This is a genomic window from Enterobacter sp. BWH64, from assembly GCF_001037645.1.
Taxonomy (GTDB): domain Bacteria; phylum Pseudomonadota; class Gammaproteobacteria; order Enterobacterales; family Enterobacteriaceae; genus Enterobacter; species Enterobacter hormaechei_C.
In genome coordinates this window covers 3,696,852-3,718,640 of record NZ_KQ089922.1, presented here as the reverse complement: position 1 = coordinate 3,718,640, position 21,789 = coordinate 3,696,852, and the positions used below count along the sequence as shown (strand labels likewise).

Sequence of the window (21,789 nt, the reverse complement as noted above, 5' to 3'; positions counted from 1 at the left end):
CTCGGTTTCGGCCGAGCCAACTGGAAGCATGCTAATGGCTACGATTCATGTAGACGGCAAAGAATACGAAGTCAACGGGGCGGACAACCTGCTGGAAGCTTGTCTGTCTCTTGGCCTCGATATTCCGTACTTTTGCTGGCATCCGGCGCTGGGCAGCGTCGGTGCTTGCCGCCAGTGTGCGGTGAAGCAATATCAAAACGCGGAAGACACGCGTGGTCGCCTGGTGATGTCCTGTATGACACCAGCCGCCGAAGGCACCTTTATTTCGATTGATGACGAAGAAGCCAAACAGTTCCGTGAAAGCGTGGTGGAGTGGTTGATGACCAACCACCCGCACGACTGTCCGGTGTGTGAGGAGGGCGGTAACTGCCACCTTCAGGATATGACCGTCATGACCGGTCACAGCTTCCGTCGCTATCGCTTTACCAAGCGTACCCACCGTAACCAGGATCTGGGGCCGTTCATCTCTCACGAAATGAACCGCTGCATCGCCTGCTACCGCTGCGTGCGTTATTACAAAGATTATGCAGACGGACAGGATCTGGGCGTATATGGCGCGCATGACAACGTCTACTTCGGTCGTCCGGAAGACGGTACGCTGGAAAGCGAATTCTCCGGTAACCTGGTAGAAATCTGTCCGACCGGCGTATTCACGGATAAAACCCACTCTGAACGTTACAACCGTAAATGGGACATGCAGTTTGCGCCAAGCATCTGCCAGCAGTGCTCCCTTGGCTGTAACACCAGCCCGGGTGAACGTTACGGCGAACTGCGTCGTATCGAAAACCGTTACAACGGTACAGTTAACCACTACTTCCTCTGCGACCGCGGTCGTTTCGGCTATGGCTATGTGAACCTGAAAGACCGTCCGCGTCAGCCGGTTCAGCGCCGTGGCGATGACGTCATTACCCTCAACGCTGAGCAGGCGATGCAGGGCGCGGCAGATATTCTGCGTCAGTCGAAGAAAGTGATCGGCATCGGTTCCCCGCGCGCCAGCATCGAAAGCAACTTCGCGCTGCGCGAGCTGGTTGGGGCGGAAAACTTCTACACCGGTATCGCCCAGGGCGAGCAGGAACGTCTCCAGCTGGTGCTGAAAGTGCTGCGTGAAGGCGGCATTCATACGCCTGCGCTGCGCGAAATTGAATCCTATGATGCGGTTCTGGTGCTCGGTGAAGACCTGACGCAGACTGGCGCACGCGCGGCTCTGGCGGTTCGTCAGGCGGTGAAAGGCAAAGCACGTGAAATGGCAGCGGCGCAGAAAGTGGCTGACTGGCAGATTGCGGCCATCCTTAACATCGGCCAGCGCGCGAAGCATCCTCTGTTTGTGACTAACGTTGACAACACCCGTCTGGACGATATCGCCGCGTGGACCTACTGCGCGCCGGTTGAAGATCAGGCGCGCCTCGGCTTTGCCATTGCCCACGCGCTGGACAGCAACTCGCCGGCCGTTGAACTGGATCGCGACCTGCAAAACAAGGTCGATGTGATTGTTCAGGCACTGGCGGGGGCGAAGAAACCACTGATTATTTCCGGTACCAACGCCGGTAGCGCTGAAATCATTCAGGCCGCAGCGAACGTTGCCAAAGCCCTGAAGGGCCGCGGCGCTGACGTCGGAGTTACCATGATTGCCCGTGCGGTGAACAGCATCGGTCTGGGTATGATTGGCGGCGGCTCGCTGGAAGACGCGTTAAGCGAACTGGAATCCGGTGCCGCTGACGCCGTTGTGGTGCTGGAAAACGACCTGCATCGCCATGCTTCTGCCGCTCGCGTTGACGCCGCGCTCTCCAGAGCGCCGCTGGTGATGGTTATCGACCATCAGCGCACCGCGATCATGGACAAAGCGCACCTGGTTCTCTCTGCGGCAAGCTTCGCAGAAAGCGACGGGACGGTGATCAACAACGAAGGCCGCGCCCAGCGTTTCTTCCAGGTTTATGACCCGGCCTACTACGACAGCAACACCGTGATGCTGGAAAGCTGGCGCTGGCTGCACTCTCTGCACAGCACCGTGCAGAGCCGTGAAGTGGACTGGACGCAGCTCGACCACGTTATCGACGCGGTTGTTGAGAAACTGCCTCAGCTGGCGGGTATTAAAGACGCCGCGCCTGACGCAAGCTTCCGCATTCGCGGCCAGAAACTGGCGCGTGAGCCGCACCGCTACAGCGGTCGTACCGCGATGCGCGCCAACATCAGCGTGCACGAACCGCGTCAGCCGCAGGACAAAGACACCATGTTTGCCTTCTCGATGGAAGGGAACAACCAGCCGTCTGCGCCGCGTTCGCAAATCCCGTTTGCATGGGCACCGGGCTGGAACTCCCCGCAGGCATGGAACAAGTTCCAGGCTGAAGTGGGCGGTCACCTGCGCCACGGCGATCCGGGCGTGCGTCTGATTGAAGCCTCCGAAACCGGTCTGGACTTCTTCACCACCGTTCCGGCGAGCTTCCAGGCGCAGGAAGGTCACTGGCGTATTGCACCGTACTACCATCTGTTCGGTAGCGACGAAATGTCCCAGCGTTCTCCGGTATTCCAGCAGCGTATGCCGCAGCCGTACATCAAGCTCAACCCGGCGGATGCCGCGAAGCTTGGCGTTAACGCGGGTGCGAACATTGCCTTTAGCTACGACGGCCAGACAATCAGCCTGCCGCTGATTATTTCTGAACGCCTGTCAGCAGGGCAGGTGGGTCTGCCGATGGGTATGCCTGGCATCGCGCCGGTCCTGGCGGGTGCGCATCTTGATAACCTTCAGGAGGCAAAAGCATGAGTTGGTTAACGCCGGATCTTATCGACATCCTGCTGAGCATTCTGAAAGCGGTTGTGATTCTGCTGGTGGTCGTCACCTGCGGCGCGTTCATGAGCTTTGGTGAACGTCGTTTGCTCGGTCTGTTCCAGAACCGTTACGGACCGAACCGCGTGGGCTGGGGTGGTTCACTCCAGCTGGTCGCGGACATGATCAAGATGTTCTTTAAAGAGGACTGGGTTCCGCGCTTCTCGGACCGCGTGATCTTTACGCTGGCGCCGATGATTGCCTTCACCTCGCTGCTGCTGGCGTTTGCTATCGTTCCGGTCAGCCCGACCTGGGTGGTGGCTGACCTGAACATCGGCATTCTGTTCTTCCTGATGATGGCAGGCCTCGCGGTTTACGCGGTGCTGTTCGCAGGCTGGTCCAGTAACAACAAATACTCGCTGCTGGGTGCGATGCGTGCTTCCGCGCAGACGCTGAGCTACGAAGTGTTCCTGGGTCTCTCTCTGATGGGCGTGGTGGCGCAGGCCGGTTCATTTAACATGACCGACATCGTCAACAACCAGGCCGACATCTGGAACGTTATCCCGCAGTTCTTTGGGTTTATTACCTTTGCCATCGCGGGCGTGGCGGTGTGTCACCGTCACCCGTTTGACCAGCCAGAAGCCGAACAGGAACTGGCCGACGGTTACCACATTGAATATTCCGGTATGAAGTTCGGTCTGTTCTTCGTGGGCGAGTACATCGGTATCGTCACCATTTCCGCGTTGATGGTAACGCTGTTCTTTGGTGGCTGGCATGGCCCGTTCTTACCGCCGTTCATCTGGTTCGCGCTGAAAACCGCGTTCTTCATGATGATGTTCATTTTGATTCGCGCAGCGTTACCGCGTCCGCGTTATGACCAGGTAATGTCCTTCGGCTGGAAAGTGTGCCTGCCGCTGACGCTCGTCAACTTGTTGGTAACGGCGGCTGTCATTCTCTGGCAGCAGCCATAAGGGGCTTTGAGATCATGACCTTAAAAGAATTATTGGTAGGTTTCGGCACCCAGGTACGCAGTATCTGGATGATCGGCCTGCATGCGTTTGCCAAACGCGAAACCCGGATGTACCCGGAAGAGCCGGTATATCTGCCGCCGCGCTACCGTGGACGTATCGTGCTGACGCGCGACCCGGACGGTTCCGAGCGTTGCGTTGCCTGTAACCTGTGTGCGGTAGCGTGTCCGGTGGGCTGTATCTCTCTGCAAAAAGCAGAGACGGTAGACGGCCGCTGGTACCCTGAGTTCTTCCGCATCAACTTCTCACGCTGCATTTTCTGCGGTCTGTGTGAAGAAGCGTGCCCAACCACGGCGATTCAGCTGACTCCAGACTTCGAGCTGGGTGAGTACAAGCGTCAGGATCTGGTGTACGAGAAAGAGGATCTGCTGATTTCCGGTCCGGGCAAATACCCGGAATATAACTTCTACCGGATGGCGGGTATGGCAATCGACGGCAAAGATAAAGGCGAAGCAGAGAACGAAGCTAAGCCTATCGACGTCAAGAGCCTGTTACCGTAAGGAGAGGGCAATGGAATTCGCTTTTTATATCTGTGGCCTTATCGCCATCCTGGCTACGCTGCGAGTGATCACGCACACCAATCCGGTGCATGCGCTGCTGTATTTAATCATTTCGCTGCTGGCTATTTCCGGGGTGTTCTTTGCGCTGGGCGCGCACTTCGCTGGTGCGCTGGAAATCATCGTCTACGCCGGGGCCATCATGGTGCTGTTTGTGTTCGTGGTGATGATGCTGAACCTGGGCGGCTCTGAAATTGAGCAGGAACGTCAGTGGTTAAAACCGCAGGTGTGGATTGGTCCGGCAATTTTGTCGGCCATCATGCTGGCGGTGATTGTTTACGCCATTCTGGGCGTCAACGACCAGGGTATCGACGGGACGCCAATCAGCGCGAAAGCCGTGGGTATCACCCTGTTTGGTCCGTACGTTCTGGCGGTTGAGCTGGCCTCAATGCTGCTGCTGGCGGGTCTGGTTGTGGCCTTCCACGTTGGCCGCGAAGAGCGTGTCGGCGAGGTGCTGAGCAACCGCACTGACGACCGCGCGAAAAGAAAAACGGAGGAACGCGCATGATCCCCTTAACACATGGACTGATCCTCGCTGCGATTTTATTCGTTCTGGGCTTAACTGGTCTGGTTATCCGCCGCAATCTGCTGTTTATGCTGATCGGTCTGGAAATCATGATCAACGCTTCCGCGCTGGCCTTTGTGGTCGCCGGTAGCTACTGGGGCCAGACCGATGGTCAGGTGATGTACATTCTCGCCATCAGCCTCGCGGCTGCTGAAGCGAGTATTGGCCTGGCGCTGTTGCTACAGCTCCATCGTCGCCGCCAGAACCTGAACATCGATTCAGTAAGTGAGTTGCGTGGATGAACATGCTTGCCTTAACCATTATTTTTCCGCTGATTGGCTTCGTGCTGCTGGCGTTTTCTCGCGGCCGCTGGTCTGAGAATCTGTCTGCCACCGTGGGCATTGGCTCTATCGGCCTGGCTGCGCTGGTCACAGCGTATGCGGGTATCGACTTCTTTAACAATGGACGTCAGGCCTACAGCGTACCGCTGTGGAACTGGATGTCGGTCGGTAACTTCAACATCGGTTTCAACCTGGTGCTGGATGGTCTGTCTCTGACCATGCTCTCCGTAGTTACCGGCGTCGGCTTCCTGATCCACATGTTCGCCTCCTGGTACATGCGCGGTGAAGAGGGATACTCCCGCTTCTTCGCCTACACCAACCTGTTTATCGCCAGCATGGTGGTTCTGGTGCTGGCCGATAACCTGCTGCTGATGTATCTGGGCTGGGAAGGCGTGGGTCTGTGTTCTTACCTGCTGATCGGTTTCTACTACACCGATCCGAAGAATGGCGCAGCGGCCATGAAAGCGTTCGTCGTGACCCGCGTGGGTGACGTGTTCCTCGCTTTCGCGCTGTTCATTCTCTACAACGAACTGGGCACGCTGAACTTCCGCGAAATGGTGGAACTGGCGCCGGCGCACTTCGAAGCAGGCAACAACATGCTGTGGTGGGCAACGCTGATGCTGCTGGGTGGCGCTGTGGGTAAATCCGCGCAGCTGCCGTTGCAGACATGGCTGGCCGACGCGATGGCGGGTCCAACCCCTGTCTCCGCGCTGATCCACGCCGCGACCATGGTTACCGCCGGTGTCTACCTGATTGCGCGTACCCATGGCCTGTTCCTGATGACCCCGGAAATTCTGCATCTGGTGGGTATTGTCGGTGCGGTTACGCTGGTGCTGGCAGGCTTTGCCGCGCTGGTGCAGACCGACATCAAACGCGTTCTCGCGTACTCCACCATGAGCCAGATTGGTTACATGTTCCTGGCGCTGGGCGTTCAGGCGTGGGACGCGGCCATTTTCCACCTGATGACGCACGCGTTCTTTAAAGCGCTGCTGTTCCTCTCATCCGGTTCGGTGATTCTGGCCTGCCACCACGAGCAGAACATCTTCAAAATGGGCGGACTGCGTAAGTCCATCCCGCTGGTTTATGTCTGCTTCCTGGTAGGCGGCGCGGCGCTGGCGGCACTGCCGCTGATCACCGCGGGCTTCTTCAGTAAGGACGAAATCCTGGCGGGCGCCATGGCGAATGGTCATATCAATCTGATGGTTGCGGGTCTGGTCGGTGCGTTTATGACCTCCCTGTACACCTTCCGTATGATTTTCATCGTCTTCCACGGTAAAGAACAAATTCACGCTCACGCAGGGAAGGGGATTACCCACCACCTGCCGCTGATTGTGCTGCTGGTCCTGTCCACCTTCGTTGGCGCGATGATTGTGCCACCGTTGCAGGGCGTACTGCCGGCGACAACCGAGCTTGAGCACGGTCGCGTTCTGACGCTTGAAATCACCTCCGGCGTAGTGGCTATCGCGGGCATCCTGATTGCCGCATGGCTGTGGCTGGGCAAACGCACGCTGGTGACTGCCGTTGCCAACAGCGCGCCGGGCCGTCTGCTGGGCACCTGGTGGTACAACGCATGGGGCTTCGACTGGCTGTACGACATGATCTTCGTGAAGCCGTTCCTGGGCATTGCGTGGCTGCTGAAGCGCGATCCACTGAACAGCCTGATGAATATCCCGGCGATCCTCTCTCGCTTTGCAGGTAAAGGCCTGCTGTTCAGCGAGAACGGTTATCTGCGCTGGTATGTGGCGTCCATGAGCATCGGTGCGGTTGTCATACTGGCGCTGCTGATGGTGTTGCGTTGATTTTGAGTTAGCGGGGATTGTCTACGGACCGTAGGCCCGGTAAGCGAAGCGCCACCGGGCAAAAGGCCCCGCACTCAAACGTGAATTTTGTCGAATTCGTTGAAAATCGGTCCCTGAGGGACTTTAACAAGGAATAAAAATCGCCATGTTACTACCCTGGCTAATATTAATTCCCTTCATCGGCGGCTTCCTGTGCTGGCAGACCGAACGCTTTGGCGTGAAGATGCCGCGCTGGATCGCGCTGATCACCATGGGATTGACGCTCGCGCTTGGTCTGCAACTCTGGTTGCAGGGTGGCTACTCACTGACCCAGTCCGCGGGCCTTCCGCAGTGGCAGTCTGAGTTCATTCTGCCGTGGATCCCACGTTTCGGTATTACGATCCACCTCGCGATTGACGGTCTGTCGCTGCTGATGGTGGTGCTGACCGGTCTGCTCGGCGTTCTGGCGGTACTCTGCTCCTGGCGAGAAATCGAAAAATACCAGGGCTTCTTCCACCTGAACCTGATGTGGATCCTGGGCGGCGTGATCGGCGTGTTCCTGGCCATCGACATGTTCCTGTTCTTCTTCTTCTGGGAGATGATGCTGGTGCCGATGTACTTCCTGATCGCGCTGTGGGGCCACAAGGCATCCGACGGTAAAACGCGTATCACGGCGGCCACCAAGTTCTTCATCTACACCCAGGCGAGTGGTCTGGTGATGTTGATTGCCATCCTGGCGCTGGTATTTGTGCATTACAATGCGACCGGCGTGTGGACCTTCAACTACGAAGACCTGCTGAAGACCCCGATGTCTCACGGTGTGGAATACCTGCTGATGCTCGGCTTCTTCATCGCCTTCGCGGTGAAAATGCCGGTCGTACCGCTGCACGGCTGGCTGCCGGACGCGCACTCTCAGGCGCCAACGGCGGGTTCCGTTGACCTGGCGGGTATCTTGCTGAAAACGGCGGCCTACGGTCTGCTGCGTTTCTCCCTGCCGCTGTTCCCGAACGCCTCCGCAGAGTTCGCGCCGATTGCCATGTGGCTGGGCGTGATCGGTATCTTCTACGGTGCATGGATGGCCTTCACGCAGTACGACATCAAACGTCTGATTGCTTACACCTCCGTTTCCCACATGGGCTTCGTGCTGATTGCCATCTACACCGGCAGCCAGCTGGCATACCAGGGCGCGGTGATCCAGATGATTGCGCACGGCCTGTCTGCTGCCGGTCTCTTCATCCTGTGTGGTCAGCTGTACGAACGTCTGCATACCCGCGACATGCGTATGATGGGCGGCCTGTGGGGCAAAATGAAATGGCTGCCGGCGCTCTCCATGTTCTTCGCGGTGGCGACTCTGGGTATGCCGGGTACCGGTAACTTCGTCGGCGAGTTTATGATCCTGTTCGGCAGCTTCAACGTGGTACCGACGATCACCGTCATCTCCACCTTTGGTCTGGTGTTTGCCTCCGTGTACTCGCTGGCGATGCTGCACCGCGCTTACTTCGGTAAAGCGAAGAGTGAAATTGCTGCACAAGAACTGCCGGGGATGTCGCTGCGTGAGCTGTTCATCATCCTGCTGCTGGTCGTACTGCTGGTGCTGCTGGGCTTCTATCCGCAGCCGATTCTGGATACCTCGCACTCCGCGATGGGTAACATCCAGCAGTGGTTTGTTAATTCTGCTTCTACTACAAGGCCGTAATTCGCCATGACAATAACTCCACAACAACTGATCGCGCTGCTACCGCTGCTGATCGTCGGATTGACGGTGGTGGTTGTGATGCTCTCCATTGCGTGGCGACGCAATCACTTCCTGAATGCGACCCTGTCCGTTCTGGGTCTGAACGCTGCGTTAGTTTCCCTCTGGTTTGTTGGCCAGGCGGGAGCGATGGACGTCACGCCGCTGATGCGCGTTGACGGTTACGCCATGCTCTACACCGGTCTGGTGCTGCTGGCGAGCCTGGCAACCTGTACCTTTGCGTACCCGTGGCTCGAAGGTTACAACGACAACAAAGAAGAGTTTTACCTGCTGGTACTGATTGCCGCACTGGGCGGTATTCTGCTGGCGAACGCGAACCACCTGGCCGCGCTGTTCCTCGGTATTGAGCTGATCTCACTCCCGCTGTTCGGCCTGATTGGTTACGCTTTCCGCCAGAAGCGCTCTCTGGAAGCGGCAATCAAGTACACGATCCTGTCTGCTGCCGCGTCGTCGTTCCTGCTGTTTGGTATCGCGCTGCTGTACGCACAGACGGGTAATCTCTCCTTCATGGCGCTCGGTAAGAGCCTTGGCGACGGCATGATGCATGAGCCGCTGCTGCTGGCGGGTCTGGGCATGATGATTGTTGGCCTTGGCTTTAAACTCTCACTGGTTCCGTTCCACCTGTGGACGCCAGACGTATACCAGGGTGCCCCTGCACCAGTCTCGACCTTCCTGGCGACGGCGAGCAAAATCGCTATCTTCGGTGTGGTCATGCGTCTGTTCCTGTACGCCCCGGTGGGCGACAGCGAAGCGGTCCGCGTGGTGCTGGGCATTATCGCGTTCGTGTCCATCATCTTCGGTAACCTGATGGCGCTGAGCCAGACCAACATCAAGCGTCTGCTGGGCTACTCCTCTATCTCCCATCTGGGTTACCTGCTGGTGGCGCTGATTGCGCTGCAAAGCGGTGAGATGTCGATGGAAACTGTGGGCGTCTATCTGGCCGGTTACCTGTTTAGCAGCCTCGGCGCGTTCGGCGTGGTGAGCCTGATGTCCAGCCCGTACCGTGGCCCGGATGCGGATTCTCTGTTCTCCTACCGTGGTCTGTTCTGGCACCGTCCGATTCTGTCTGCGGTAATGACCGTGATGATGCTCTCTCTGGCGGGTATCCCGATGACGCTGGGCTTTATCGGTAAGTTCTACGTGCTGGCCGTCGGTGTGCAGGCGGGTCTGTGGTGGCTGACGGCGGGTGTCGTTATCGGCTCCGCGATTGGTCTCTACTACTACCTGCGCGTTGCCGTGAGCCTGTACCTGAGCGCGCCTCAGCAGCTCAACCGCGATGCGCCGTCTAACTGGCAGTACAGCGCGGGGGGCATTGTGGTGCTCATCTCCGCGCTGCTGGTGCTGATCTTCGGTATCTATCCGCAGCCGCTGATTGATATCGTGCAGCGCGCGATGCCGCTGATGTAAAAACAAAAAACCCGCCTCGGCGGGTTTTTTATTGTTTTCTCCCTCTCCCCGTGGGAGAGGGCCGGGGTGAGGGCACCAGCCCGCACAGAGTAAAACATGCCCAGCGGCGCTACGCTTGCAGGGCCTACGGGTCCTGTAGATCGGGTAAGCGTAGCGCCACCCGACTAAGCCAGCTGCTTGCGGCTAATCAACGGCCCTTCAATCTTCTTCATCGAGCGGTCCAGCACCTCTTCAATCACCGACGACAGCTCGTTCAGCTCAAACTTCGCCACATAGCCGTCCGCCTTCACTTTGCGAATATGATCTTCGTTCGCGTTGCCGGAAAGAGACGAGTGGATCACCACCGGAATATCTTTCAGTACCGGGTCGGTTTTGATTTTGCGCGTCAGCGTAAATCCGTCCATCTCCGGCATTTCGAGGTCGGTTAATACCAGGGCAATCTTATCGGTAACGGGAACGCCCTCGGCCTGTGCCTGCGCGGCCAGCTGAGTGATTTTCTCCCATGCGTCTTTGCCGGTGATATGCAGCTGGGCCGGGATCTCCATCGCCTGCAATCCCTTCTCCAGCATTGAGCGCGCTACTTTTGAATCTTCTGCAACAATCGCGACAGAGCCAGGCTTGATGTTGAATTTGGTGGTTTCCAGATGGGTGGCGTGCAGATCGTGGTTCGCCGGGGTGATGTCGTACAGGATCTGCTCCACGTCGAGCACCATCGCCAGATCGTTAGTATCGGTCTTCTCATCCAGACAGGCAATGCTGGTGATGTAGCGACCGCTGACGGCGGTTTCCGCGGCGTGCACCTGCTTCCAGTCCAGACGCATGATGTTTTCCACCGATTCCACGGCAAACGCCTGCACGCTGCGGGCATATTCGGTGATCAGCAGGATGTTCAGCCCGGTGGCTGGTTTGCAGCTGGCGACGGCGGCCAGATCGATCACCGGGATCACCTGGTCACGAATGTTCACCATCCCCATCAGCGGAGACTTCATTCCCGCCGGTTTGGTGAAGGTCGGCATCGGCACAATTTCGCGCAATTTGAATACGTTGATGCCGAACAGCTCGGATTTATTTTCGTTCAGAGAGGTGCCAATACGGAACAGCAACAGTTCAAAACGGTTGGACAGGGTCAGGTTTGCCCTGTCATCAATATCTTTCTGGAAATTATCCATTCTACCCTCAAGAGAAATGCTGGCCTTTTAATCGTTATCGGCACGCTGAGGGAAAAATGAAGGACTAAACGCTGACCTGAGCAAAATCTTCCGCCAGCTCGCATGCCGGAAATACTTCCCGGCACTCTGCCAGCAGGCTTTCAGCGCCGCGGACGTCATAGCGTGAGCTGACGTGAGTAACAATCAGTTTCCGGACGCCAGCCTCACGTGCCAGCTGCGCCGCCTGACGCGTAGAGCTGTGCCCCCGGCTGTTGGCTTTTTCTTCCATCGCCGCTTCCAGCGTCGCCTCATGCACCATCACATCTACACCTCTGGCAAGCCTGAGCGCCGAAGGGCAGGGGGCGGTATCCCCAAAAATAGCCAGTTTTTTGCCCGGCTGCGGTGGGGCGAGGTAATCCTGACCGTTGATGACGCGCCCGTCTTCCAGCGTGACGGTCTCGCCGTGCTTCAGACGCTGGAACAGCGGGCCTGGTTTCACCCCATCAGCCTGCAACGCGGCGGCGTTCAGCGCCCCGGGCTTGTCATGCTCCTCAACGCGATAGCCGTAGCATTCCACCGGATGGTTAAGCGGGTAAGCGCGCACCAGGTAATCTCCGTCATCGAACACCAGACCCTCGCCGATCTCTAACACCTCCAGCGGATAATCGGTCCACGAGCCGCTCAGGCGCAGCGTGGTTTCAACGAATTCCTGAATACCCGCGGGGCCATAAATGGTCAGCGGGTTAGCGTTACCGGCCATCGAACGGCTGCACAGCAGGCCCGGCAGGCCAAACAGATGGTCGCCGTGCAGATGGGTGATAAATATTTTATCCACTTTCCCCGGGTGGTATGAGGTATGCAGCAGCTGATGTTGCGTACCCTCGCCGCAGTCAAACAGCCACAGCCCACCGCGGGTAGGATGCTTAAGATCCAGCAGAATCGCCGTCACGTTTCGTGAGCGGGTTGGCACCCCGGCGGACGTACCCAGAAAAATCAGTTCCATAACGCAATCAGCCCTTTGCCGAATGGGAAGGGGTTTAGTATAACGTGATGAACACCAGGAAGGAGAAACACATGATCCAGTGGCAAGATCTACACCACAGCGAACTGACCGTGCATTCACTCTACGCCCTGCTCAAGCTGCGCTGCGAAGTCTTTGTGGTTGAACAAACCTGCCCGTATCAGGATATCGACGGCGATGACCTGATCGGCGAGAACCGGCACATCCTAGGCTGGCGCGATAACGAGCTGGTGGCGTATGCGAGGATTCTGAAAAGCGAAGAGGATTTTGACCCTGTCGTCATTGGCCGCGTCATTATCAGCTGCCGCGCGCGCGGTGAAAAGCTGGGCTATCAGCTGATGGAAAAAACGCTGGGCGCATGCCAGAAACAGTGGCCGGACAAGGCGTTATACCTGGGCGCGCAGGCGCATTTGCAATCATTCTATGGCCATTTTGGTTTTACCCCGGTCACGGACATTTACGACGAAGACGGCATCCCACACATCGGCATGGCACGCGAAGCGAAACAGGCGCAATAGCAATACGTTGTCTATAGTTACCGGACTGGTGTACTAACATGGAGAAAAATATGTCATTTCAATCCTGGGATACCCGAGTCGACGACGACCTGACGCTGCTAAGCGAAACGCTGGAAGAAGTGCTGCGCTCTTCAGGCGATCCTGCCGATCAGAAGTACATTGAGCTCAAAGCCCGCGCCGAGCAGGCGCTGCATGACGTGAAAAACCGCGTCAGTAACGCATCCGACAATTACTACTACCGCGCCAAGCAGGCGGTTTATCGTGCCGACGATTATGTGCATGAAAAACCGTGGCAGGGCATTGGGGTCGGTGCGGCCGTAGGGCTGGTGCTGGGTCTGCTGTTAGCCCGTCGTTAAGCCGGTAAACCACTCCCTACACGTGGGTACTGCTATTTATCGTCAGTACCCCGTATAATATAAGGCTTTAACAGGGAGAGGTTCGCGTGCACTCGATTTTCCTCGCGCTGCAAAGCCTGCGTACTCAGCTTGCGCAAGCATTGCCAGCTACACCCGGTTTACGCCATTTCGATGTCTCTTTCCCGTTAAACGACGCCTTCGATCCGCTGGCCTGGCTCGGTGTGCAGCGATGCTATCCTCAGTTTTACTGGCAACAGCGCAGCGGTGATGAAGAACTTGCCGCGCTCGGAAGCCTCGCCCATTTCGATTCTCTGGCCTCGGCCTCGCGGTTTTTGCACACCCACGACGTAGCCAATGACACCCGTATCTGCGGCCTGAACGCCTTCAACCCGGCGCAGGGCAAGTTGTTTTTACCGCGCCTTCTCTGGCGACGGTCTGGCGGGGTCGCCACGCTGCGTCTGCAACTGTGGAGCGAAACGTCGCTGCGGGAAGATGCCCGTGAGGCGCTGAATTTTGTCGATAACCTGCGCGACGCCGCGCCGATCCGCCCGTTGTCCGTGCAGATTGTGCAGGAAACCCATCATCCGGAAAAACCGGAATGGCTGGCGTTGATTCGTCAGGCGACGGATACCCTTGCTCGCGGCGATTTTGAGAAAGTGGTCCTCGCACGTGCTACAGACGTGCATTGCCAGCAGCCCGTGAACGCCATCGCGCTGATGGCTGCCAGCCGCGCGCTAAACCTCAACTGCTATCATTTTTGTATGGTCTTTGACGCCAGCAACGCGTTCCTCGGCTCGACGCCTGAACGCCTGTGGCGGCGACGCGGCACGCTGCTGCGCACTGAAGCGCTGGCAGGCACCGTCGCCAGCCATTCTGACGATAAGCAGGCTCAGCGTCTGGGCGACTGGCTGATGAACGACGACAAAAATCAGCGGGAAAATATGCTGGTGGTGGAAGATATCTGCCAGCGTCTTCAGCACCATACCCGGACGCTGGAGATCCTGCCTGCGCAGGTGCTGCGTCTGCGCAAGGTGCAGCATTTACGTCGCTGTATCTGGACCGAACTTAAACAGCCTGACGACGAGCAGTGCCTGCATATTCTGCAACCGACGGCGGCGGTGGCCGGGCTGCCGCGACAGGCGGCGCGAGAATTTATTGCGAAAGTGGAGCCGTTTGACCGGGAGTGGTACGCCGGGTCGGCGGGCTATTTATCGCGCGATCAAAGCGAATTCTGTGTGGCATTACGCTCCGCCCGCGTTCACGACGCTGCGCTGCGTCTTTATGCGGGGGCGGGCATCGTCAGCGGCTCCGATCCGGAGCAGGAGTGGCAGGAGATCGAAAACAAGGCCGCCGGGCTGCGTTCCCTTCTCCTAAGGGATTAATACTGATTCGTGCAATCCCGATTCATATCAAAATTCTGACTTTTTCTATTATTTATACTGTGTCGCATTCTTGATACTGGACAATCTCATGTCAGTAAGTTCTTTTAACCGACGCTGGGCGGCGGTGATCCTTGAAGCCCTGACCCGTCATGGTGTCAGGCATGTGTGTATTGCCCCGGGCTCTCGCTCCACGCCGCTCACCCTTGCTGCCGCGGAAAACCGGGCTTTTATTCACCACACCCATTTTGATGAGCGGGGTCTGGGCCATCTGGCGCTCGGGCTGGCGAAAGTCAGCAAAGCGCCCGTGGCGGTGATAGTCACCTCCGGCACGGCGGTGGCGAACCTCTATCCGGCGCTGATAGAAGCGGGATTAACCGGCGAAAAGCTGATTTTACTCACTGCCGACCGTCCCCCGGAACTTATTGACTGCGGCGCTAACCAGGCGATTCGTCAGCCTGGCATTTTTGCCTCGCATCCTTCACAGACGGTCTCGTTGCCGCGCCCCACCCAGGATATTCCCGCCAGCTGGCTGGTCTCAACCCTCGACCACGCCATGAACGCACTGCGCAGCGGCGGGCTGCACATTAACTGCCCGTTTGCCGAGCCGCTGTACGGTGAAATGAACGATACTGGCCTCGTCTGGCAACAGCAGCTGGGAGACTGGTGGGAGAGCGAAAAACCCTGGCTGCGCGAGCAGACGCATCTGGAAAGCGCAAAACAGCGCGACTGGTTCTTCTGGCGCCAGAAGCGCGGCGTGGTGATTGCCGGGCGGATGAGTGCGGCGGAAGGCAAGCTGGCGGCGGAGTGGGCACAAACGCTTGGCTGGCCGCTGATTGGTGACGTGCTTTCCCAGACGGGCCAGCCGCTGCCCTGCGCCGACCTCTGGCTGGGTAACGCGAAAGCGGTTACCGAGCTGGCGCAGGCGCAGATTGTCGTCCAGCTGGGATCGAGCCTGACGGGGAAGCGTCTGCTCCAGTGGCAGGCCACCTGTACCCCAGAAGAGTACTGGCTGGTGGATCCGCTCGAAGGACGCCTTGACCCGGCGCACCATCGCGGCCGCCGCCTGGTGAGCAACATTGACAGCTGGCTGGAATTGCATCCGGCGGAAAAACGCAAACCCTGGGCGGTGGAGATCCCGGCGCTGTCACGTCAGGCGTGGGAACTCACCAAAACGCAGTGCGAGGCGTTCAGTGAAGCCGGGCTGGCGCACCGTATCCGCAAATATCTTCCCGAGCAGGGACAACTTTTTGTCGGTAACAGCCTGGTGGTGCGCCTGATTGACGCCTTTTCGCAGCTGCCGGCGGGTTATCCGGTGTACAGCAACCGGGGCGCGAGCGGCATTGACGGCCTGATCTCCACTGCCGCTGGCGTACAGCGGGCCAGCGCGAAATCCACGCTGGCGATTGTGGGGGATCTCTCAGCCCTCTACGATCTCAACGCGCTGGCGCTCCTGCGTCGGGCGTCGGCCCCGTTCGTGCTGATTGTTGTGAACAATAACGGCGGGCAGATTTTCTCGTTGCTGCCGACGCCGCAAAGCGAGCGTGAGCGCTTCTATCTGATGCCGCAAAACGTGCAGTTCGAACACGCCGCCGCCATGTTCAGCCTCAAGTACCATCGCCCGGAAAACTGGGACGCGCTGGAGACGGCGCTGAACACCGCCTGGCGGCAGCCTGGCGCGACGCTGATTGAGCTGGTGGTAAACGATGCTGACGGCGCGCAGAAGCTGCAACATCTGCTTGCGCAGGTGAGTCACCTGTGATCCTCGCAGGCCTCTCCCAGCCAGGAAAACCAGGCTACCCCTGGCTGGTTTTCCTGCACGGTTTTTCCGGCGACTGTCGCGAGTGGCAGGCTGTCGGGGCGTCGCTGCATGACTACCCCCGGCTCTACCTTGACCTGCCTGGGCACGGTGGTTCAGCGGATACGGGCGTGACGGGGTTTGCAGAGGTAAGTGAATTGCTCTCGCATACCCTTGTTAGTTACAACATACTAAGATACTGGCTCGTGGGGTACTCCCTCGGCGGCCGCATTGCGATGTTCCATGCCTGCCAGCATCCTGCGGGGTTAGACGGGGTGATTGTGGAAGGTGGACACCCGGGCCTGCAAGACGCCGATGCGCGCCAGGCCCGGCTGATCTCTGACCGCCGCTGGGCGTCACGGTTTCGCAGTGAGCCGCTGGAGGCCGTCTTTGCCGACTGGTATCAACAGCCGGTCTTTGCCTCACTTACGGATGATCAGCGCAGGGCGCTGATCGCGCTGCGCAGCCGGAACAACGGCCCGAGGCTGGCAGAGATGCTGGAGGCCACCTCGCTTGCCGTTCAGCCTGATTTACGTCCCGCGCTCATCGCGCGTGATTTTTCTTTTGACTATCTCTATGGCGAACGTGACGGGAAGTTTGCAGCTATCGCCGCTGAAATTAACGCCACGCGTCATGCTATCCCTCACGCCGGACACAACGCCCACCGGGACAACCCGGACGCGGTTGCCGCGAGTCTGGCTCAGATACTGCGTTATCGAACAAAGGACACGCTATGATCTATCCTGATGAACACATGCTTTACGCGCCGGTTGAATGGCAGGACTGCTCCGAAGGCTACACCGACATTCGTTACCACAAATCCGCCGATGGTATCGCCAAAATTACTATCAACCGTCCACAGGTGCGCAACGCATTTCGTCCGCTGACCGTAAAAGAGATGATCCAGGCGCTGGCGGATGCCCGCTACGACGACACTATCGGCGTCATCATCCTCACCGGGGAAGGGGAGAAAGCCTTCTGCTCCGGCGGCGATCAGAAAGTCCGCGGTGACTACGGCGGATACCAGGATGATGCGGGCACGCACCACCTGAACGTGCTGGATTTCCAGCGCCAGATCCGCACCTGTCCAAAACCGGTGGTCGCGATGGTGGCAGGGTATTCCATCGGCGGCGGTCACGTGCTGCACATGATGTGTGACCTGACGATCGCGGCGGAAAATGCCATTTTCGGTCAGACTGGCCCGAAAGTCGGCTCTTTCGACGGCGGCTGGGGCGCGTCCTATATGGCGCGCATTGTCGGTCAGAAAAAAGCCCGCGAAATCTGGTTCCTGTGCCGTCAGTACAACGCCCAGGAAGCGCTGGATATGGGGCTGGTTAACACCGTGGTGCCGATCGCCGATCTGGAAAAAGAGACCGTGCGCTGGTGTCGCGAAATGCTGCAAAACAGCCCAATGGCGCTGCGCTGCCTGAAAGCGGCTCTCAACGCCGACTGTGACGGTCAGGCGGGCCTTCAGGAGCTGGCGGGTAACGCCACCATGCTGTTCTACATGACCGAAGAGGGTCAGGAAGGGCGCAACGCGTTCAACGAAAAACGCCAGCCAGACTTCAGCAAATACAAACGGAACCCGTAATGCGTTGCGCGCAGGTTTACCGCTGGCAGATACCGATGGACGCGGGCGTGGTGCTGCGTGAACGGCGGTTAAAAACCCGTGACGGCTTTTTCGTGCATCTTCGGCAGGGCGAGCGGGAAGGGTGGGGCGAAATCGCCCCGCTTCCGGGCTTTAGCCTGGAAACGCTGGACGAGGCGCAGGCTGCGCTGATGGCCTGGGCGCATGAATGGCGTGAGGGGGCTGATCCGGCGCTGCCGGACATTCCTTCCGCCGCGTTCGGCATCAGCTGTGCGCTGGCAGAGCTGGACGGCAGTTTGCCGGACGCGGCGAATTATCGCGCCGCGCCGCTCTGTACCGGCGATCCGGATGAACTTTTCGCGCTCCTTTCCGCGATGCCTGGCGAGAAGGTGGCGAAAATAAAGGTTGGCCTGTACGAAGCGGTGCGCGACGGAATGGTGGTTAACCTGTTACTGGAAGCCATTCCCGATCTGCACCTGCGCCTGGACGCCAACCGCGCCTGGACGCCGCTCAGGGCGCAGCAGTTTGCGAAGTACGTCAACCCGGCGTACCGCAGCCGCATCGCGTTTCTTGAAGAGCCGTGCAAAACGCGCGACGACTCTCGCGCCTTCGCCCGGGAAACCGGCATCGCCATTGCCTGGGATGAGAGCCTGCGCGAAGCCGATTTCGCGTTTGCCGCCGAGCCGGGCGTCAGGGCCGTGGTGATTAAGCCAACGCTGACCGGCAGCCTCGACAAGGTGCGCGAGCAGGTTGCGGCGGCCCATGCCGCAGGGCTGACGGCGGTGATCAGTTCATCCATCGAATCCAGCCTCGGCCTGACGCAGCTGGCGCGCATCGCTGCATGGTTAACGCCGGACACCGTTCCCGGTCTCGATACGCTAAACCTGATGCAGGCCCAGCTGATTCGCCAGTGGCCTGGCAGCACCTTGCCGTGCCTCGACGTCGGGGCGCTGGAGCCACTGCGATGAGTTTTACCGACTGGCCGTGGCGGCACTGGCGCACCCGGCGTGCCGATAAACTTGCGCTGCGTTTAGACGATATAACGCTCAGCTGGTCTCAGCTGGGCGAGCGTATCGATCGTCTCGCAGCCGGTTTTCAGTCTCAGGGCGTTACGGACGGTGACGGCGTCATGCTGCTCGCCCACAACCACCCGCAGACCCTGCTGGCCTGGCTGGCGCTGCTTCAGTGCGGCGCCCGCATTTTGCCGGTGAACCCTCAGCTTCCCCGTCCGCTGCTGGACGTCCTCCTGCCGCAGATGACCCTGCGCTTTGCGCTGGTGCTTAACGGTGAGTATGACGGTCTGCCCGGTCTGGTATTAAGAGAGGGCGAGGGGCAGGGCGGCGTCACGTGGCGGGCAGAACGGCTGGCCTCAATGACGCTCACCTCTGGCTCCACCGGCTTGCCGAAAGCGGCGGTGCACACCTGTGCCGCCCACCTTGCCAGCGCAAAGGGCGTGCTGGCGCTGATGCCTTACGGCGGTAGCGACGACTGGCTGCTCTCTCTGCCGCTGTTTCACGTCTCCGGTCAGGGGATTTTGTGGCGCTGGTTGCAGGGCGGAGGCCGTCTCACCGTGCGTGAAAAACAGCCGCTGGAGCAGGCGCTACAGGGCTGTACCCACGCCTCGCTGGTGCCAACGCAGCTGTGGCGGCTGCTTAATTCACACCATCCCGTCGCGCTGAAAGCCGTGCTGCTCGGCGGGGCGGAAATCCCCGTTGCGCTGACCGAACAGGCGCGCGAGCAGGGGATCCGTACGTTCTGCGGTTACGGTCTGACCGAGTTCGCCTCCACCGTCTGCGCCAAAGAGGCCGACGGCGCGCCGGACGTGGGCAGCGCGCTGCCGGGCAGAGACGTTCAGGTGGTGAACGGTGAAGTCTGGATCCGGGCGGAAAGCATGGCGGCGGGCTACTGGCGAGACGGCGCATTATTGCCGCTGGTCAATGAGCAGGGCTGGTTCGCCACCCGCGATCGCGGCGAGTGGCATGACGGACGCCTGACCATTCTGGGCCGAATGGACAATCTCTTTTTCAGCGGCGGAGAAGGGATCCAGCCCGAAGCGCTGGAGCGCGTTATCGCCACGCATCCGCAGGTAAGCCAGGCGTTTGTCGTTCCGCTGGATGATGCCGAGTACGGGCAACGTCCGGTGGCGGTAGTGGAATGCGAGCCGGGCACGGATATCACGCTGTTGCCGGAGTGGGTTCAGGGCAGGCTGGCGCGCTTTGAGCAGCCGGTACACTGGCTGGCGCTGCCGTCAGAACTGAAAAATGGCGGGATTAAAATCTCCCGCCAGGCGTTAAAGCAGTGGGTCAATGCCCTGTTGAGGGGCTAATCAGCCGATATCCGGCTGCGGTTTGTGCTGGCGTCGACGGACCCAGCGCAGCACCGGCGGCACGACAATCACCATAATCGCCATTGCCAGCAGGATCTTCGTCACGCTGCTCTCCCACAGGATCCCCATGTTGCCGTTGCTGATGGAGAGGGCGCGGCGCAGGTTCTGCTCCAGCATTTCCCCCAGCACAAACCCTAAAATCAGCGGCGACATCGGGAAGTGCATCTTGCGCAGAATGTAGCCCAGCACGCCGAGCAGCACCATCAACACCAGGTCGAAGGTGGTGCTGTGCACCGCGTACACCCCAACCGCAGAGACGGCGGCGATGGCCGGGACCAGGAACCACAGGGGAATGGTCAGCATGCGGGTGAACAGGCCGATCAGCGGGATGTTCATCACCAGCAACATCACGTTGGCGATCAGCAAGGCGGCAATCAAACCCCAGACGATATCGGGCTGCTCGGTAAACATCGCCGGACCCGGGGTGATGTTATAGAGCGTCAGCGCGCCCATCATTACCGCCGTGGTGCCGGAGCCCGGCACGCCGAGGGTCAGCATCGGGATAAACGAGCCGCAGGCCGAGGCGTTATTCGCCGCCTCCGGCGCTGCCACGCCGCGGATATCGCCTTTGCCGAAGCTGTCGCTGTTACCGCTCAGCTTTTTCTCGGTCATGTAGGTGATAGCGCTGGCGATAGTAGCCCCCGCGCCGGGCAGAATGCCGACGAAGAAACCGATCACCGACGAACGCAGGGTGGCGCCAATACACTGCGCCCCCTCTTTGGCATTAAAGAGCATACGTCCGGTTTTACGCACCAGCGTCTGCCCGCTGCTGGTATGCTCCAGCATCAGTAAGATTTCTGAGACAGAGAACAGACCAATCACCACGACGATAAACTGCACGCCGTCGGAGAGATGAACGCTGTCGAAGGTAAAACGATAAACCCCGGTGTTGGCATCCACGCCGACGGTGGCCAGACTGAGGCCAATCAACGCAGACAAAAACGACTTCAGCGGATTCTGCGCCATCATGCTGCCGAGACAGGCGATGGCGAACACCATCAGGGCAAAATACTCGGCCGGACCAAACGCCAGCGACCACTGGGCCAGCGCCGGGGCGAAGAGGATGATGCCGCCAATGGCGATCATGGAGCCAAAGAACGAGCTGACGGCAGAAATAGAGAGCGCCACGCCGCCGCGCCCCTGCTGCGCCATCGGGTAGCCATCCAGCGCGGTCATAATGGCGGCGGCATCACCGGGCACGTTAAGCAGAATCGAGGAAATACGCCCCCCGTATTCGCAGCCGATATAGACCGTCGCCAGCAGGATCAGCGCCGATTCCGCAGGCAGGTGCAGCGCAAAGGCCAGCGGCAGTAAAATCGCCACGCCGTTGATAGGGCCAAGGCCCGGCAGCAGGCCGACGATGGTCCCGACGAAACAGCCGATCAGGGCGATCACCAGGTTTTCCGGGGTCATCGCTACCGCGAACCCCTGAGAGAGATAGATCCAGGTATCCATAGCGTGCTCC

Annotated in this window: 19 protein-coding genes; 16 read left to right on the top strand and 3 right to left on the bottom strand. The window is 59.1% G+C overall.

Annotated features, from left to right (window positions below; translation table 11 throughout):
* Positions 1–34: 34 nt before the first annotated feature.
* The 8 genes from nuoG to nuoN all read left to right on the top strand — a co-directional run bounded on the left by nuoG (position 35) and on the right by nuoN (position 10,130).
* A complete protein-coding gene (gene nuoG, locus SK50_RS17670) occupies positions 35–2,758 on the top strand; it encodes an NADH-quinone oxidoreductase subunit NuoG (RefSeq protein WP_003861488.1) in 2,724 nt (907 codons plus the stop codon).
* On the top strand, positions 2,755–3,732 hold the full coding sequence (gene nuoH / locus SK50_RS17665) for an NADH-quinone oxidoreductase subunit NuoH (protein WP_003861490.1): 978 nt from the start codon (positions 2,755–2,757) through the stop codon (positions 3,730–3,732). The genes nuoG and nuoH overlap by 4 nt, the downstream gene beginning before the upstream one ends.
* A gap of 14 nt (positions 3,733–3,746) precedes the next feature.
* Positions 3,747–4,289 carry an NADH-quinone oxidoreductase subunit NuoI gene (nuoI, locus tag SK50_RS17660; RefSeq protein WP_003861491.1) on the top strand — a complete coding sequence of 181 codons (543 nt, stop codon included), beginning with the start codon at positions 3,747–3,749 and terminating at the stop codon, positions 4,287–4,289.
* Between the two features lie 10 nt (positions 4,290–4,299).
* Positions 4,300–4,854 carry an NADH-quinone oxidoreductase subunit J gene (gene nuoJ, locus SK50_RS17655; protein WP_003861493.1) on the top strand — a complete coding sequence of 185 codons (555 nt, stop codon included), beginning with the start codon at positions 4,300–4,302 and terminating at the stop codon, positions 4,852–4,854.
* The gene (nuoK, locus tag SK50_RS17650) at positions 4,851–5,153 is read left to right on the top strand and encodes an NADH-quinone oxidoreductase subunit NuoK (protein WP_003861496.1); all 303 of its coding nucleotides are present in this window, start codon (positions 4,851–4,853) and stop codon (positions 5,151–5,153) included. Before nuoJ ends, nuoK begins: the two co-directional genes overlap by 4 nt.
* The gene (gene nuoL, locus SK50_RS17645; RefSeq protein WP_015572272.1) at positions 5,150–6,991 is read left to right on the top strand and encodes an NADH-quinone oxidoreductase subunit L; all 1,842 of its coding nucleotides are present in this window, start codon (positions 5,150–5,152) and stop codon (positions 6,989–6,991) included. Before nuoK ends, nuoL begins: the two co-directional genes overlap by 4 nt.
* A 145-nt stretch (positions 6,992–7,136) precedes the next feature.
* Positions 7,137–8,666, top strand: coding sequence for an NADH-quinone oxidoreductase subunit M (gene nuoM / locus SK50_RS17640; protein ID WP_003861498.1), 1,530 nt, complete (start codon positions 7,137–7,139; stop codon positions 8,664–8,666).
* Between the two features lie 6 nt (positions 8,667–8,672).
* Positions 8,673–10,130 carry an NADH-quinone oxidoreductase subunit NuoN gene (gene nuoN / locus SK50_RS17635; protein WP_015572273.1) on the top strand — a complete coding sequence of 486 codons (1,458 nt, stop codon included), beginning with the start codon at positions 8,673–8,675 and terminating at the stop codon, positions 10,128–10,130.
* A gap of 164 nt (positions 10,131–10,294) precedes the next feature.
* Here the strand turns inward: nuoN and SK50_RS17630 are convergent, their stop codons facing one another.
* Together SK50_RS17630 and rbn are read right to left on the bottom strand one after the other, a co-directional pair.
* Positions 10,295–11,299, bottom strand: coding sequence for a chemotaxis protein (locus SK50_RS17630; RefSeq protein WP_048229760.1), 1,005 nt, complete (start codon positions 11,297–11,299; stop codon positions 10,295–10,297).
* A 64-nt stretch (positions 11,300–11,363) separates the two neighbouring features.
* Positions 11,364–12,281, bottom strand: coding sequence for a ribonuclease BN (gene rbn / locus SK50_RS17625; RefSeq protein ID WP_015572275.1), 918 nt, complete (start codon positions 12,279–12,281; stop codon positions 11,364–11,366).
* 71 nt (positions 12,282–12,352) lie between these two features.
* On the opposite strand from rbn, the gene SK50_RS17620 reads away from it, so the two are divergent.
* The 8 genes from SK50_RS17620 (at position 12,353) to menE (ending at position 20,264) form a co-directional block, all read left to right on the top strand.
* Positions 12,353–12,817 (top strand): GNAT family N-acetyltransferase, encoded by a 465-nt coding sequence (locus tag SK50_RS17620; RefSeq protein WP_048229758.1) that lies wholly within the window; start codon positions 12,353–12,355, stop codon positions 12,815–12,817.
* Between the two features lie 50 nt (positions 12,818–12,867).
* Complete coding sequence (gene elaB / locus SK50_RS17615) at positions 12,868–13,173, top strand: stress response protein ElaB (RefSeq protein ID WP_017693006.1); 306 nt, start codon at positions 12,868–12,870, stop codon at positions 13,171–13,173.
* An 86-nt stretch (positions 13,174–13,259) separates the two neighbouring features.
* Positions 13,260–14,555, top strand: coding sequence for an isochorismate synthase MenF (gene menF, locus SK50_RS17610; protein WP_017693007.1), 1,296 nt, complete (start codon positions 13,260–13,262; stop codon positions 14,553–14,555).
* An 88-nt stretch (positions 14,556–14,643) separates the two neighbouring features.
* Positions 14,644–16,314 (top strand): 2-succinyl-5-enolpyruvyl-6-hydroxy-3-cyclohexene-1-carboxylic-acid synthase, encoded by a 1,671-nt coding sequence (menD, locus tag SK50_RS17605; RefSeq protein WP_017693008.1) that lies wholly within the window; start codon positions 14,644–14,646, stop codon positions 16,312–16,314.
* A complete protein-coding gene (gene menH / locus SK50_RS17600) occupies positions 16,311–17,087 on the top strand; it encodes a 2-succinyl-6-hydroxy-2,4-cyclohexadiene-1-carboxylate synthase (protein WP_017693009.1) in 777 nt (258 codons plus the stop codon). The genes menD and menH overlap by 4 nt, the downstream gene beginning before the upstream one ends.
* Positions 17,084–17,941, top strand: coding sequence for a 1,4-dihydroxy-2-naphthoyl-CoA synthase (gene menB / locus SK50_RS17595; RefSeq protein WP_003859452.1), 858 nt, complete (start codon positions 17,084–17,086; stop codon positions 17,939–17,941). The genes menH and menB overlap by 4 nt, the downstream gene beginning before the upstream one ends.
* Complete coding sequence (menC, locus tag SK50_RS17590) at positions 17,941–18,906, top strand: o-succinylbenzoate synthase (RefSeq protein ID WP_017693010.1); 966 nt, start codon at positions 17,941–17,943, stop codon at positions 18,904–18,906. The genes menB and menC overlap by 1 nt, the downstream gene beginning before the upstream one ends.
* Positions 18,903–20,264: an o-succinylbenzoate--CoA ligase gene (menE, locus tag SK50_RS17585; RefSeq protein ID WP_045333677.1), complete on the top strand. Its 1,362-nt coding sequence runs from the start codon at positions 18,903–18,905 to the stop codon at positions 20,262–20,264. The genes menC and menE overlap by 4 nt, the downstream gene beginning before the upstream one ends.
* Here menE and SK50_RS17580 read toward each other — a convergent pair whose 3' ends face one another.
* A complete protein-coding gene (locus tag SK50_RS17580; protein WP_006811365.1) occupies positions 20,265–21,779 on the bottom strand; it encodes a tripartite tricarboxylate transporter permease in 1,515 nt (504 codons plus the stop codon). It lies immediately after the preceding gene.
* Positions 21,780–21,789 lie beyond the last annotated feature (10 nt).